Below are 15,593 nucleotides of genomic sequence, written 5' to 3' on the forward strand. Positions count from 1 at the left end.
AATTGCATTTTTGTTGTAGAAATAATCTGTATCGACATTTGTACTCAATTAAAAATTTTGAACAAATGAAATGGTTTGGAGGCTCCCTGGGCAGATTTTAAAAATTGTTCGAAAAACGCACTTTTGGGGAATCTTAGAAAAGTTCAATTATCGGCAAAAATCGAAAAATTGTTTGAATTTAAATTTGGAAACAGGATTAGGCTGTTGGATAGAAAAAATGAACTCTGTTTTAACACAAGTTTGGCTTATTTTGAATCCTAAAGAGCCTATTTCCATGTAGTTTTGAATTAGTTTTTGATTAAACCAATCAAAATTTGAAATGGAATATGACTCAAAAAGGCGCTTTATTGAGTAAAAATAGTAGGCTTGTAAGGTGGAAAGATGCAAATATGAACACCTCTATTCTGGTTTTTTAATTGGGATATTTAGGGTATCCAGTGGCCATTTTCCCTTCCATCCTTGGTCGATTATTAGCTTAGGCAATTTTTCATGAAGAAATTTTATACCTTTTTCGCTAATCTTTGTTTGCCATAGGTAAACTTTTCTCAATCCTTTTAATTTAGCGATAGCCACAACACTTTCATCTGTTAGGTTTGTCCCAACTAAGTTCAACGTTTCTACGTGTTGGAGTGAGCTTAAATAGCTAAGACCTTGCTGAGTGATTCGAGTATGGTCTATTTGTAGATGTATCAATCTTGGGTATGTACTGATTTGTTGCAGGAATGAATCCGTTATTTTCGTTCCTCCCAATTTTAGGGAAACCAATTGTTCCTTGATACCGTCTAAGTCTTGTAACTCTTTATCTCCTATATTCTTGGCATTAATCGCATTGACTTCTAAGAATGGTTTTTCGGCGCTAAGCGCGATGACTAATACATGATGCTTTCTCAACTTCTCGATGTCTGCTTCATTGGCAGCAGCTATTTGCTCTTTTAAAATAGGCGAAATATAATTTTCAGTGCTTTTATTTTCTTGGGTATATTTTGTTAGTATCGTTTTGATTCGAGCATCAAAGGGGATTTCCGAGATCTTTTTGTTGAAATGTGCTCCTTCTTTTACCCACCATTGCAGCAGTGTGATTTCATCCTCTGTTAAGTTCACTTTCCCTTTGGGTGGCATATGATCTTCATGGGAAGGATCTAACAAGATCCGTTTGATTAAGTCGCTTTCTTCGGGTTTGCCAGCCACAAAAATGACTCCATTGGCTCCACCTTTTAGCATGTATTCTGGACTATCCATCCGAAGTTTGCCTTTTTGCTTTTCGGCATTGTGACATGACCAACATTTTTGTTTTAAAGTTGGTTGAATCAAATCTTGATAAATGAGCGCTTCCTGCAAGTTTTTGATTTTTATTGGCTGCTCTTTTGTTTGTTCATTTTTTTGTTCTCTAGGAGCCATGCCTAACCATGCCCTCCAGGGTTGAGGCAGGTAAGTACTTAAATAATCGGAACCATGAGTTAAGTTTCCCCCTAAATGCCCTGTCCACATCACTAAGATAAATGCTAGGGTCAATCCTGGTTTAAAGAATCGAGACATGAAGGAATCAAGGGACCAAAATTGGGCCATATAGGCTAGTGCCAATGAACTCAAGGCTAGACTAATACCCAACCATTGATGTAAAAACAGCGTATCCGTATCATATTCTCCAGCCAAGGATAAGCACCAACCCATGGTACATGAAATAAGTGCAGTAATTCCCGTACTCCATAAAATGGGGGCAATGGATTTTTGTCTCGAGACTTCCTCTTTTTTGGAAAATACATATAAAATCATTCCCATGAGGAGCATACCGATAGGTAAATGCACCAACATGGGATGAAAATGACCAAAAAATAGAATCCAATCAGGAATTCCCTCCGAGTCCAACAGCAGCATCATATTAGCCGATACGTTCCAATTTAATAGGGTAAGTTTTTTGAGACGCCCATTGTGCTACATAGATGTTGTCGTCAGAATCCGCATATACATCATGTGGATGGATGAATACTTTATTCTCATCATCTTTATGCTGTCTTTGTAATACCCCATTTTTATAAATAGGTTCTGAACCTCCAGGTGTAGAGACAACTTTCATGTCTTTGTCCAAAATTTGTACATAACCAGACCCTGGCCAATTTCCATCTCCACTGCGGAAACAAGCAGCCACGATATGATCTCCATGTAGATTAGGTCGACAAACAAATGAACCAGGAAGGTGATAACGTGTGATGAACTTGCCATCTAAAGTAAAGCGCTTTAAGCTATTATTCACTCGGTCGGTTACTAAGAGCGTCCAGTTTTTAGGATCACGGGTATCCACTAAAACACCATGACAGCAGTTGAATAGGTTGTCATCGTAATCATTGGTTTTACCACCAAAATGACGGATGTATTTACCTTTGGCATCATATTGAATGATATAATTGGCCCCATAACCATCCGCCACATAGATGTCTCCATTTTTTGGGTTCACGGCTGTTTCTGTAGGAACGAATTGATGTGGATGATCATACACACCAGTTTCTTTAGGATATTCAATTTTGAAAATTTCTTTTCCTTTCAAATCAGTTTTAATGACTTGATGACGTGTATTATCGCAAATCAATAAAAACTGTTCTCCTCCTTCATTTAAAATAGTTAGACCGTGCGCACCCGGGTAAGTATGTCCCCAGGAGTCTAATAACTTTCCTGATTTATCATAAATCAAGACATTGTTTTTGGTTTCATTGGTTAATAAAAACAAACGACCTTTGGCATCTTCCACCATCTCATGGCAGTCGTTGACAGGGTTTTTGCCAGCATCCAAGATACCCCAATTAGGAATAACTTTAAATTTATAATTGTTGTGACCTATAACGATTTCGCCAGGTTTCGGGGCAATTTTTTTCATAGTGTGTGAGGTTGATAAGAGGCTACCGCCAACTAAAACGGAGCTAGTTTTTAAAAAATCTCTGCGTTGAATGGATTTGTTCATAGGATTTTGAGAGGTTGTGGAGTATTACGGTTTATTGATACTTTCATCTAGGTTAAATAGAATATTACTAACAAGCGTTCGCGCGATTAAAGCAGACGCATCTTGGGGAATGATATTATCCGGACAAAGATGTAAAAATTCTTGGCACTTACGAATGTCCTTTTGATAGACTGGATGTACCTGTCGGTAAAAATCCACCAAATGTTTCTTTTTTGCCGAAGGGATTTCTTTCCCAAAAAGCTGATAAAATGCCTTCTCAATGAATTTTTCTTCATTTTCTTGAGGAAACTTCCGGGCAAAGAATAATGCACATTCCATAAAAACAGGATCATTTAAGGCATTGAGTGCTTGCATCGGGGTATTGGTTCGGATTCGTCTGGACAAACAAATATCACGAGTTCCCGCATCAAAAGTAACCTGTGTGGGATAAGGACTGCTACGTCGCCAATAGGTATATAATGACCTACGCCATTGGTCCTCACCATCACTTTTAGTCCATTTCATTCCACTGTATGGAGCATTCCAAATCCCTTCAGGCTGCTCAGGCATGACGCTGGGGCCACCGATTTTAGCGGATAATAATCCTGACCAAAGCAAAGCTTGATCACGTAGTTGTTCAGGACTTAGTCGGATTCTAGGGCCATGACTCAAATATCGATTATTGGGATCTTTTTCAATAGACTCTTTGGTGAACTCGGAGCTTTGTTGGTAAGTGGCCGACATCACTAGGTATTTTAAAAATTCTTTGGGCTTATATTGATAGGTAAATTGGAATTGGTAAGCTAAAAAATCCAACAGTTCTTGATGACTAGGGGAAAGTCCCTGGCTACCCAAATCTTCCAATGTTTCTACTAATCCAGTGCCAAAGAGTTGTTCCCAGAATCGATTAACTGCCACCCGAGCGGTCAATGGATTTTGAGGGCTGCTCATCCATTGAGCTAATTCCAATCTATTTCGAACAGGTTTCTGGTATTGCTTAGCGAATAAGTTTGGGATGGATCTTTCCACATATTTACCGGGTACCAGCCAGCTTCCTCTTTCAAATACGGGCGTGTTCCTTTTAAATTCAGCTGGATTTTCCAATAATACGGGTGTCGTGCCCTCTGGTTGAGTACTGATGAGTTGTTTGGCCAATGCTAAAAAGGACGTATTTTTTAATGCTTCAGGTGTTTTAGGTAGTAACATCCAATAACCTATAACAGCTGTATTTTGGTCGGGCTTACACGTTTTATTATTAAATGACCAATAGAGATCTTGTTTCCCTGCTAAAGCTGGAATGGTATAAAAGGCATAGGTCCAGCCATGCGCCCAATTTCCTTTTTTGAGACCATCTTTTTCGGATAAGGTCGTATCCAGTTTTATTTGAGCTACAATCTTCCCTTTCAAAGAGCCTTGTCGAATGACCAATTGAGAGGGAGCATCATTGGTATTTTTGTAAGCAATCAGCATCTCTGTTTTATCATTCATTGGTACCGCCTTAAATCGAACTGATCCTCCAGGACGAACAGCTAAATACTTATTGTCTTGGAGCGCACCATTGATAAATTCATCTGCCCAATGTGGATGTATTTTGGGTTCTACAAATTGGATCGTTTGTTTCCAAGTTTGATGTTCTTTGGGAAATTTACTTTTAATAAAAAGGAGGAGGGAGTCCACTCGCTTTTGATCGGACGATTTGAAATGTCGGTAATAAGGAGATTCATCTGGTACATCCTCATCCCTTGTATTATTGAAATAAGCCATGTATTGGTAATATTCGTCATGACGAATAGGGTCATAGGGATGAGAATGACATTGAACACATGAAAAACTGGTTCCTTGTAATGTTTCCCAAGTGGTATTGACCCGATCTAATATGGCAGCTACTCTAAATTCCTCATCTTCTGTTCCCCCTTCATCATTATTGGCAGTATTCCGATGAAATGCTGTGGCGATGTATTGACTTTCATTCGGATTGGGTAATAAATCCCCAGCTAATTGTTCGGTGATAAATTGATCATATGCCTTGTTTTGGTTAAAGGATTCAATGACGTAATCGCGGTAGCGCCAAATACTTCGTTTATCATCTTTTTCATATCCTTTCGTATCAGCGTATCTAGCTAAATCCATCCACATGCTGGCCCACTTTTCCCCAAATCGTGGAGATTTCAATAGCTCATCTACTTTTCTTTCATAAGCATCTTTTGAATCATCCATCTCAAATGCTTTAAACTCCGCTTCTGTTGGACTAAGACCAGTTAGATCTAGGCTTAGTCGCCTTAATAAGTCGGCCTTTTTTGCTTTAGATTGATGACCTAGGTCCATTTCGGCTTGTTTGGCCCCAACAAAATGGTCAATTTCATTTTCTTCCCAACCGACTTCTATGCCTACCCACGAAAGAGCTTGTTTCCACCAAGAGCTATAAGGCACTGCTGGTTTCTTGACAGGTTGATAGGCCCAATGTTCGCCCCATTCGGCACCTTCTTTGACCCACTGACTTAAAATGTCGATTTCTTTTTTGGATAAGGGGGGCCTTTTATAAGGCATTTTTTCTTCAGGGTCTTGTAAGCTCAAGCGTTGAATGAAGCTTGATTTTTCTGGATGCCCGGGTACGATGGCCGCAGCATTGAATTTCGTTTTTCCTAAAGCTTCCTCCCGAAACAAAAGACTAAATCCACCTTGTTTTTTGACACCCCCATGACAGCTGATACAGTTTTTATTGAGGATGGGCTTAACTTGGGTGTTGTAGTCGATACGCGACTCCTTTTCCCAAAACTGCTTTCCCACAAAAAAACCAGCCAAACCTAAAATAGAAATGATGATTAGGTTTTTCATGCCAAAATAGGGTCAATTACTTTGCCGAAAACGTCTGTTAGACGGAAATTTCTACCTTGGAAAGGATAGGTAAATTCCTCATGGTTGAAACCCAAACACTGGAGAATTGTAGCCTGCAGATCATAAACAGATGTTTTGCCTGAAATGGTTGAATAACCTAGGTCGTCCGTTTCACCATACGATACCCCAGGTTTGATACCACCACCAGCTAACCACATGGTAAAAGCTTCTGTATGATGGTCTCTTCCAAAGTAAGCTAGTTTTTTACCCTCTCTATTTTCTTGCATCGGGGTTCGACCAAATTCGCCTCCCCAAACCACCAAAGTTTCATCTAATAAGCCACGTTGTTCTAAATCTAATAATAGCGCTGTAGCGGCTTTATCTACTTGCCTGCATTTTTGATGTAAACCATAATCCACAGAACCATCTAATCCCGTTCCATGTGTATCCCAGCCCCAGTCGAAAAGTTGCACAAAGCGCACGCCTTGTTCTACGAGCTTTCTAGCCAACAGGCAATTATTGGCAAAGGACTCTTTCCCCGGTTCTGTTCCATACATTTCATGTATATAGGCAGGCTCCTTGTTGATGTCCATTACTTCTGGAACCGAGCTTTGCATTTTATAAGCCATTTCATATTGGGCTATCCGTGCTACAGTCTCTGGATCCCCAAATTCCTGATAGGTTTCTTGATTAATCTGATTAATGGTTTCAATACTAGCTTTTCGAATATCAGAATTGACACCCGCAGGGTTTTGAATAAACAAGATAGGCTCACCTTCCGACCGACATTGTACGCCTTGGTAAATGGAAGGTAAAAATCCACTTCCCCAGGCCGACTTTCCTGCATCGGGATTTTTGCCACCTGAAGCTAAAACAACGAAACCGGGTAAATTTTGGTTTTCAGTACCTAAGCCATAACTTACCCATGAGCCCATGCTGGGTCTACCAAGCCGGGCTGATCCGGTATGCATTAATAGCTGAGCGGGGGCATGGTTAAACTGGTCGGTATGCATTCCTTTCAGAAAGCTCACTCGGTCAGCCTGGCTGGCTAAATGAGGTAGATAATCAGAAATCCAATGTCCGGCTTGTCCTCTTTGTTCGAAATGTGCTTTGGGGCCTAATAAATTGGGAACCCCTCGAATGAAAGCAAATTTTTTGCCTGCCAATAATTCTTGAGGGCATTCTTTCCCATCGAATTTGGCCAAACTGGGTTTGTAATCAAAAAGCTCCAGCTGGGATGGCGCACCTGCCATGTGCAAAAAAATCACGGATTTGGCTTTCCCCAATTTAGGAGAGCTTTTGGCTGCTAATGGAGAGGCAAATGAAGCTCCAGAATCTGAACTGCAATTTGTCAAAAAACTACCTAATGCTAAGGACCCCAATCCCGTACCAAGACTACTTAGAAAGTGTCTTCTGGTAGCTAGTTGGGCTTCACGTTGGATGGCTTCTTGTATGATTTTGTTCATGACTTTAATCCATTATTGCTCTTCCTTTTGTTTCTGGCAAATAAATAATTCCAATGATCACTGTTATAGCAGCAAGAGTAATCGGATAAAAAATACCCGAGAAATTCGAATGAGTGACCGCACCGAGCCAAGTAGCTACAAATGGGGCACATCCCCCAAATACCCCATTAGCAAAATGGTAAGGAATGGAAAGCGATGTATATCGGATTTTGGTAGGAAATAATTCCACCAAAAATGCCGCGATAGGACCGTAGGCCATGGCCGCAAAAGTGACTAAAAGAATGCAAATAAATGCCAGTTTTACCGTGCCCGTGGTAGTTAGATGATATGCCCCATCAATGAGCGTCCCCTCTTGTCCAACAATATCCGACATCCAAGCAAACAAGGGATAGTAAAAAATAGCGGCTAGCGCCATTCCTCCCAACATGATTTTTTTCCGCCCAATGCGATCAGATAGACTACCAAAAACGACAAATAGTGGAGTACCAACCACCAATGAGGAAGCAATAATCAAGTTGGTTGTGGTGAAGTCGACCATCAAGATTTTATTAATAAAGATTTGAGCATAGAATTGACCTGTATGCCAAACGACGCCTTGTCCAACGATAGCTCCAAACATGGCAATTAACATCAAGCGACGATTGGATTTACTAGCAAAAGCTTCTCGTAAAGGGTTTTCAGATAAGCGACCTTCTTTTTTTAGTCGAGCAAAAAGAGGGGACTCATGCATATTTCTACGGATGAAATAAGACACAATGACTAAAATACCAGATAGGGCGAAAGGGATTCGCCAGCCCCAAGCTTTGAATTCAGCATCTCCCATAATTTTTTGACAAATCAGAATAACGATGATGGAAACAAAAAAACCTAATGTGGCCGTAGTTTGAATGTAAGCGGTATACTTTCCACGATGCGCATCGGGCGCATATTCGGCCACATAAGTAGCGGCACCACCATATTCACCACCTAATGCAAGGCCTTGAATAATGCGTAATAAAAGTAAAATGGCTGGAGCTATTAAACCGATGTCGGAATAACTTGGGATAAATGCAATGGCAAAAGTGGACCCTCCCATCAAAATGAGGGTTAATAAAAAAGTATATTTTCTTCCGATTCGATCCCCTAGTCGACCGAAAATGATGCCACCAAATGGTCGAGCTACAAAACCCGCTCCAAAGGCCGCTAAGGTAGAAATAAAGGCTGCCGTAGGGTCATCTTTGGGAAAGAAAGAAAGGGAAATAATGGCTGAAAGGCTACCAAAAATATAGAAATCATACCATTCAATGACGGTTCCAACGGAGGAGGCAATGATTACTTGCCAAAGTTTCTGAACAGGAATCTTATTATTATCGAATTCGGGATTCGAAGTAGTCATATAACTAAAGGTTTAGAAAATATGAAATTAACAATATTGCCTCGAAAATCCTAATCTGAAATGCTGTGATCGCCTAAGGCTGTCAAGGTTTCAAACCTTGACAGCCTTTAGGCTTGAAAACGATTTTTCACGCAAAAAAATTATATATTTGAGATACTTACCAATATACTGATATCTTGAATAATTCTGTTTCCATCAAGGATATAGCCAAGAAGTTTAAATGTGCGCCATCTACCATTTCGCGGGCATTGAATGACCATCCTGCTATTAATATAGAAACTCGGAAAACCATTCAAGAGTATGCCTTGAAGGTTGGGTATCAAAAAAACACGCTTTCTCTAAGCTTGTTGAATAATTGTTCCATGACTTTGGGACTCGTTTTGCCATCCATCACTCACTACCATGAGTCTTCTATGTTAGAAGGAATGGAGGAAATACTATTGAAATCAGGGTATTTGTTGAATATCTGTGTGAGTAATGAATCCCACACCATTGAAAAGGAATACATTGACCGATTGCTAGCAAATCGGGTGGATGGCTTATTTATTTCGATGGCTCAGGAAAGTTATGACCAACAATTAGGAGAACATATTGATCGAGTAATTCAAAGATCATTGCCAGTCATTTTTATTGATCGACCGAACCATGGTGTGGCTTCGGACCGTGTGGTGACGGACGACTATCAAGGAGCATTTATGGCAACGAAGCATTTGATTGACATGGGATGCCAACGTATTGCTCATTTGCATGGACCTTCGGGAATCAGTGTTTCTCAACAACGCTTTTTGGGTTATCAGGATTGTTTGATTGCTCACGGTCGGCAAGTTGAGGCTGATTTGATTCAATACGTACATTTTTCAGCCGAGAGTGCTATTCAGGCTACTCGAATTCTAATGCAATCGGATTCGAAGCCAGATGCCATATTTGGGGTGAATGATGAAGTATGTATTGCAGCCATGTTTGTTTTAAGGGAAATGGGAATTTCAGTTCCTGATGAAGTAGCTATTGTTGGATTTGATGATATTCCATTAGCATCTTTTGGTCACCCTCCATTAAGTTCTGTTTCTAGACAAAGCCGGAAAATTGGAGAAGAAGCAGCCAAATTGTTTTTGTCCAAAAAAGATCAAAAGCTAGAACCAGTTACGATTTCCTTAGATCCTAAGCTGATCATTCGAGAGTCCTCGCTTCGTTCTTAGCTGGAATTAACAATACCTTAATATGCTAATTCTTGAGTAATGAGCTAATCATTCTACTTTTACGAGATTGTAATAGCCATATGGCCTCAAATGCAAACGTTTGCGTAAAATTTTGTGAAGATATTACAATTATTAATAGGTAAATTTCAAAAATTTTTAAACCCAAAAATTACCATTTCAAAAAATCAATTCATGAAAAAACAATTACACGATCCATTATGGTGTGCGTTGTTACGAAATGCAAGTACTCGTATAGTACTATTTTTTGTAGCTAGCATATTCATGCTTGGGGCATTCGATGTGAATGCACAAGCGGGTAAACAAATTAAAGGTCGATTGATTGATGCCACTACGAAAGAGGCACTCATCGGCGGTAACGTAATTCTTAAGGGAACAACCAAAGGAGTTAGTACTGATGTAAATGGTGCGTTTACTATTTCTGTGCCGAATGACAATTCGGTATTAGTAGTTCGCTATTTAGGTTATGCTACTCAGGAAGTAACAGTAGGTTCTAAATCATCATTAGAAATTGCCATGGTCGCTAATTCAGCTGACTTGGCTCAAGTAGTTGTGGTAGGTTATGGTACTCAAAACAAGCGTGATGTAACTGGATCGGTTAAGTCGGTTCAAAGTGCTGCGTTTAATAAAGGTATCATCAACTCTCCAGAACAATTATTGCAAGGTAAAGTTGCTGGTGTGAATGTAACATCTGCAACAGGTGAGCCAGGCGGTAGCCAAGGAATTACCATTCGTGGACCTGGAGGTATTCGTACAGGTAGTACTCCTTTATTCGTTATTGATGGTTTAGCTTTGGACAATTCAAGTACAGGTGGTGGTAATCCATTGAACTTCTTGAATCCACAGGATATTGAAACCATTGACGTATTAAAAGATGCTTCTGCAACAGCCATTTATGGTGCTCGTGGAGCCAATGGTGTCGTATTGATTACTACTAAAAAAGGTAAAGCTGGGGTTTCAACGTTGAATTTTAGCTCTAGTTTAGGTGTTTCCAGTATTGCTCGTGCATTGCCAGTATTATCTGCATCGGAATTCCGTAAGCAAGTAGTGGCTAATGGCGGTAACTTGGAAGATTTTGGAGGAAATACAGATTGGCAAAAAGAAATTACTCGCCAAGCATTGACTCAAAACTACAATTTGAGTTTAGGTGGTGGAGCTAATAAGCTTTCTTACTATGCTTCTTTTGGAGCACAAGCTCAACAAGGTATTTTGAAAAACAATCAATTAGATCGTTACACAGGACGTATCAACGTAACTCAGAAATTCTGGGATGATCGTTTAGTAGTTGATGCAAACTTGAACGTGACTAACACAAATAATGAGCGCCCATCGGTAGAAGGATTATTAGGAACAGCGATTTCGAATAACCCAACGCTTCCTGCTTATGCAGCGGATGGTACATTAGCTCGTTATGCTACTGCTTCTAACCCATTGTTAGGCTTGACATTGTTTAAAGATATCACGACGATTAATCGTACCATTGCTAGCATTTCTCCTTCCTTGAAAATTGTGAAAGGATTAGTATATCGCTTGAACTTTGGTGTGGATAATTCAACATCAACTCGTGATGTGGAATCGTTGGGAAGTAATATCCCTAAACAAGATGGTCGTTTAGATTCTTATTTGGCTAGTAATACTAACCGTTTGATTGAAAACTATTTGACATATACTTACGACAAAGGAGATCATAATTTCTCTGCTTTGGTAGGTCATTCATATCAAAAAATTCAAGTTCAATATCGTAACTGGAGTATTAATAAATTCCCAGCAGATTTGCCGATTGACCCAATCTACAATCCTGGCGTAGGTCAAGAATTGACGATGGCAACCAACAAACCAGGTGGTTCAGCATTTATCAATGAGTTACAATCTTATTTCGGTCGTTTTAACTATCAATTTAAAGATAAGTATTTAGTGACGGCTACGGTACGTGCTGACGGTTCATCTAAATTTGGTGCTAACAACAAATACGGAGTGTTCCCTTCATTCTCATTAGGATGGAGAATCTCTGAAGAAGCATTCTTGAAGAACACAAATATCAGCAACTTGAAATTACGTGCTGGTTGGGGACAAACAGGTAACCAAGAGATTCCTTCGAAGATTACTCAACCTTTGTTTACTTCAACAATTTCTGGTACTACTTCTTATCCATTGGATGCAACATCGACTTTCCCTTCAGGGATTACTTATTCTCGTTTAGCTAATCCAGATATTCAGTGGGAAGTATCTACGCAAAGTAACGTTGGTTTAGATTTTGCTTTCGGAAATGGAGCATTCTCTGGATCGATTGATTATTTCAACAAAGTTTCTAACAACATGTTATTGGAAGTTATTCCTTCAGACCCAGTTCAACCTGCTTCTTCAGTTTGGGCAAACGTGAAAGATATGAAGATCAATAACAGCGGTTTGGAATTGGATTTGGAATACAAAGGAACAACAGAAACTGGCTGGAAATATAGCTTAGGAGGTAACTTAACGTTGATTAAAAACGAAGTAGTTGGATCTCCTTACACAGTTATCCCTTCAGGTTCAGCTTCTGGTTCAGGTCTAACTTCAGCTACCATCAATGGTTATATCAATGGTCAGCCTATCGGTACGTTCTTCTTGAAAGAATTTACTGGATTTGATGATAAAGGTATGAGCGTTTACCGTGATGTAGATGGTGATGGTATTGTTACTGATAAAGATCGTATTGCTGCAGGATCAGCTTTGCCATCTACTCAGTATAACTTCTTTGGTAATTTAGGTTACAAAGGATTTGACTTGTCATTACAATTCAACGGAGTTGCTGGAAATAAAATTTATGATAACACGGCAAACTCTGCATTCTACAAGTTGAAAATTGCTAAAAACTCCAACACTACTCCAGCCGCTTATGCTGATTCGAGAGAGTCTAATAGTAATGCGGCTCCAGTGTCAACACGTTTCTTAAAAGATGGTGGTTTCTTACGTTTGAACAACGCTACGTTGGGATATACATTTAACACCCAGAAGTTAGGAATTAGTAAGTGGGTTTCAGCTTTACGCTTGTCTGTAACTGGACAAAACTTGTGGATTGCTACCAATTACGATGGATTTGATCCAGAAGTTAATAAGGATAGTTCTATGAACGGAGTATTATCTTATGGAATTGACTACTTGAGCTATCCAAAAGCTAAATCTGTCATCTTCGGCTTAAATCTTACATTTTAATCGTTAAACAAAAATGAAAAAGATAGGAAAAATAACCATAGTTCTTTTTGGTATGATGGCTTTTTACAGCTGTACCAATTTGAATGAGATCATTTTAGATGAGTACAATGCCACTACCGTTACTGATAAACAGGCGGCAGACGGAATATTGGCTCCTGCATACGCTTTATTGCCTAGTATTTACCAACATACCAACTTGTTTGCTTTAACTGAAATTTCTACAGATGAGGCTATCCTTCCATATCGTGGAGGTACTGACTGGGGTGATAATGGTATCTATTTGTCTTTGCATCGTCACCAAACGACGAGTACTGATCCTAACGTAAGAAATACTTGGAACTTGATTTTACAAGGACTTTCTCGTTCAGTAACTGCAATCAACTCTTTGAAAGTAAACAAGGACCCATCAGCTAATTTATACATTGCTGAAGCTCGTGGAATGCGTGCTTACTACAATTTATTGATGTTGGATTTGTTCGGTATTGCTTTCCAAAAAGAAGAATTGGGAGATGTATCGACTATTTTGAGAACGGACAAAGCGGTAGAATATATCCGTACAGAGTTATTGGCAATTGAGCCAATTGTAGAAACAACTACAGGTCCTGGTCGTATTACTAAAGGTGCAGTTTGGGGATTATTAGCCAAATTACACTTAAATGCGGCGGCTTACCGTGATCCTTATGGAGCGACGTTGAATCATTCAGCTGCTGATATGGACAAAGTAATTGAGTATACAGGAAAGATTATCAGTTCTGGACAATATGCTTTATCATCTGATTATTTTGCGATTTTCGGAAATGATAACCATACTAACAAGGAGTTGATTTTCGCTGTAGATCAACGTGCTGAATTGAATGGACACAACCGTATGTCTTATTTCTCTTTAGCCAATGATCAACGTCCATTACCTGCTTATCCAGCGGCTAACGGTACTGACGGTCCAGCTATTACGCCAGACTTCTATCGTTCATGGGTAAATGCTTATGGAACTGTTGATCCAGCTGATGCAGATCCTCGTTTTTATAAGAAAAATGTTGACCCTACTGTAGAATGTGTGGATGGTAATTCATACAACATTGACCGCGGTATTTTAAGAGGTCAACAATATGGTTTAGTTTACCAAAGTGGTGCATTTGTAAAATGTGCAGATGGTAAATACAAAGTTGGGCCATTGTATAATACACGTGGTAAAGCTCCATATCCTTTAGTGATACATTCATTAGATGTGAATTTCACTACAGCGGGTAGTGATTATAGCACAGGATATCGTGTAGAGAAATATGAGTTCTCGAAGAAGTCTTCTTCAGGACGTAACTTTGGTGAGGCAGATATCGTAATCATTCGTTTAGCGGATGCTTATTTGATGCGTGCTGAGGCAAAATTGCGTAAATCTGATGCAGCAGGTGCATTAGTGGATGTAAATGCTGTTCGTGCAGCACGTACAAAGCCTGCTCCAGCTTTAACAAGCATTGATTTGAATACCTTACTTCGTGAGCGTGGATTCGAATTCTATTGGGAGAATCAACGTAGAACGGATTTAATTCGTTTCGGTAAATACGAGGATTCATGGACAGAGAAAAATAGCACAGATAAAAACATGCGTTTATTCCCTATCCCTCAAACTGCGATTGACGGTGCATCCAACTTAACGGGTTACCTGAAACAAAATCCAGGGTATTAATATTGGTTTTTTTGCTTAACGCTGTCAAGGTTTTAAACCTTGACAGCGTTGGTAAAAATCCCCAGAAATTGCCTCTAAACCTATTCAAGTATTTGATAAAATTGGCAGTTTCTCCATGTTTGGAATACATTCGTTGATTTAATTATTTATAAAGGGTCTGAATTTAATCAGACCCTTTTTTTTGTATTTATTCTTGAAAAATCAATATTCTGATTAAATTTGTTTTCTTATCAATTTGATTGAGTAAACGGAATCTATCAAGAACATATTAACCCATAAAACTATGCTTACAAGAAGAGATGCCATCTCCCAAATAGCCTTGATGTTAGGGGGAGCTATCACTGCTCCGACATTGATGGCTATGGAAGCGAAACACAGTGGCAAGGCAGCCTTGGCTGATACATTTAGCCTGTCGGAAACACAAAGGAAAATTGTGGCCGCGGTAGCAGAACATATTATTCCTAAAACATCTACTCCTGGAGCTATTGAAGCGGGAGTTCCTGCTTTTATTGAATTAATGTTAAATGATTGTTACAAATTACCAGAGCAAAGAAGCTTCTTAAAAGGGGTTTCTGATTTAGATAAAGCTGGTTTTTTAAGTCAAAATGCAAGTGGTCAAGTGGCTATGTTGAAACTTGTAGAAAGCAACACTAAGGAATTGATGAATTCCTATCGTGTTAGACTTCAAAAAGTGGGCGATAATGTGGACAAAGAAACACTGGAAGGAAATACAGGAGTACCATTCTGGAGACTCATCAAGGAGTTAACACTACTGGGTTATTTTACTTCTGAAAAAGGAGTTACATCTTCTTTCGAATACGTAACCGTTCCAGGCAAATTTGAACCAACCAAATTGAAGCCAGGCCAAAAGGCATATCAATATTAATTTGACCATTTA

At 39.4% G+C, this 15,593-nt stretch carries 9 protein-coding genes; 4 read left to right on the forward strand and 5 right to left on the reverse strand.

From position 1 onward, the window contains the following. Positions 1 to 399: 399 nt before the first annotated feature. The 5 genes from EWU22_RS02730 to EWU22_RS02750 are packed head-to-tail and all read right to left on the reverse strand — an operon-like array spanning position 400 to position 8,608. The gene (locus EWU22_RS02730; RefSeq protein WP_130924311.1) at positions 400 to 1,878 is read right to left on the reverse strand and encodes a c-type cytochrome domain-containing protein; all 1,479 of its coding nucleotides are present in this window, start codon (positions 1,876 to 1,878) and stop codon (positions 400 to 402) included. A 1-nt stretch (position 1,879) separates the two neighbouring features. Continuing rightward, positions 1,880 to 2,953, reverse strand: a complete 1,074-nt coding sequence (locus EWU22_RS02735; protein WP_130924312.1) for an NHL repeat-containing protein — start codon at positions 2,951 to 2,953, stop codon at positions 1,880 to 1,882. Positions 2,954 to 2,977: 24 nt separating this feature from the next. After that, a complete protein-coding gene (locus EWU22_RS02740) occupies positions 2,978 to 5,767 on the reverse strand; it encodes a DUF1553 domain-containing protein (protein WP_130924313.1) in 2,790 nt (929 codons plus the stop codon). Next, positions 5,764 to 7,233: a DUF1501 domain-containing protein gene (locus tag EWU22_RS02745; RefSeq protein WP_109321861.1), complete on the reverse strand. Its 1,470-nt coding sequence runs from the start codon at positions 7,231 to 7,233 to the stop codon at positions 5,764 to 5,766. Before EWU22_RS02745 ends, EWU22_RS02740 begins: the two co-directional genes overlap by 4 nt. 4 nt (positions 7,234 to 7,237) lie before the next feature. Then, on the reverse strand, positions 7,238 to 8,608 hold the full coding sequence (locus EWU22_RS02750) for an MFS transporter (protein ID WP_130924314.1): 1,371 nt from the start codon (positions 8,606 to 8,608) through the stop codon (positions 7,238 to 7,240). A gap of 176 nt (positions 8,609 to 8,784) precedes the next feature. On the opposite strand from EWU22_RS02750, the gene EWU22_RS02755 reads away from it, so the two are divergent. From EWU22_RS02755 to EWU22_RS02770, 4 genes are all read left to right on the forward strand, one after another. Further along, positions 8,785 to 9,804: a LacI family DNA-binding transcriptional regulator gene (locus EWU22_RS02755; RefSeq protein ID WP_130924315.1), complete on the forward strand. Its 1,020-nt coding sequence runs from the start codon at positions 8,785 to 8,787 to the stop codon at positions 9,802 to 9,804. Positions 9,805 to 10,086: 282 nt separating this feature from the next. Further along, entirely contained in the window at positions 10,087 to 13,014 is a 2,928-nt protein-coding gene (locus tag EWU22_RS02760; protein ID WP_130924431.1) for a SusC/RagA family TonB-linked outer membrane protein, read from the forward strand. A gap of 13 nt (positions 13,015 to 13,027) precedes the next feature. Further along, positions 13,028 to 14,695, forward strand: a complete 1,668-nt coding sequence (locus EWU22_RS02765; protein ID WP_130924316.1) for a RagB/SusD family nutrient uptake outer membrane protein — start codon at positions 13,028 to 13,030, stop codon at positions 14,693 to 14,695. A 283-nt stretch (positions 14,696 to 14,978) separates the two neighbouring features. Beyond that, positions 14,979 to 15,581, forward strand: a complete 603-nt coding sequence (locus EWU22_RS02770; RefSeq protein ID WP_130924317.1) for a gluconate 2-dehydrogenase subunit 3 family protein — start codon at positions 14,979 to 14,981, stop codon at positions 15,579 to 15,581. The last annotated feature ends 12 nt before the right edge of the window (positions 15,582 to 15,593 follow it).

Origin of the sequence: Aquirufa nivalisilvae, assembly GCF_004307455.1 — a bacterium.
GTDB classification, from domain to species: domain Bacteria; phylum Bacteroidota; class Bacteroidia; order Cytophagales; family Spirosomataceae; genus Aquirufa; species Aquirufa nivalisilvae.

Bases quoted from the DNA above. Each gene is read 5' to 3' on its own strand.
- EWU22_RS02730 (WP_130924311.1), bottom strand. From the start codon at position 1,878: ATGATGCTGCTGTTGGACTCGGAGGGAATTCCTGATTGGATTCTATTT.
- EWU22_RS02735 (WP_130924312.1), bottom strand. From the start codon at position 2,953: ATGAACAAATCCATTCAACGCAGAGATTTTTTAAAAACTAGCTCCGTT.
- EWU22_RS02740 (WP_130924313.1), bottom strand. From the start codon at position 5,767: ATGAAAAACCTAATCATCATTTCTATTTTAGGTTTGGCTGGTTTTTTT.
- EWU22_RS02745 (WP_109321861.1), bottom strand. From the start codon at position 7,233: ATGAACAAAATCATACAAGAAGCCATCCAACGTGAAGCCCAACTAGCT.
- EWU22_RS02750 (WP_130924314.1), bottom strand. From the start codon at position 8,608: ATGACTACTTCGAATCCCGAATTCGATAATAATAAGATTCCTGTTCAG.
- EWU22_RS02760 (WP_130924431.1), top strand. From the start codon at position 10,087: ATGCTTGGGGCATTCGATGTGAATGCACAAGCGGGTAAACAAATTAAA.
- EWU22_RS02765 (WP_130924316.1), top strand. From the start codon at position 13,028: ATGAAAAAGATAGGAAAAATAACCATAGTTCTTTTTGGTATGATGGCT.
- EWU22_RS02770 (WP_130924317.1), top strand. From the start codon at position 14,979: ATGCTTACAAGAAGAGATGCCATCTCCCAAATAGCCTTGATGTTAGGG.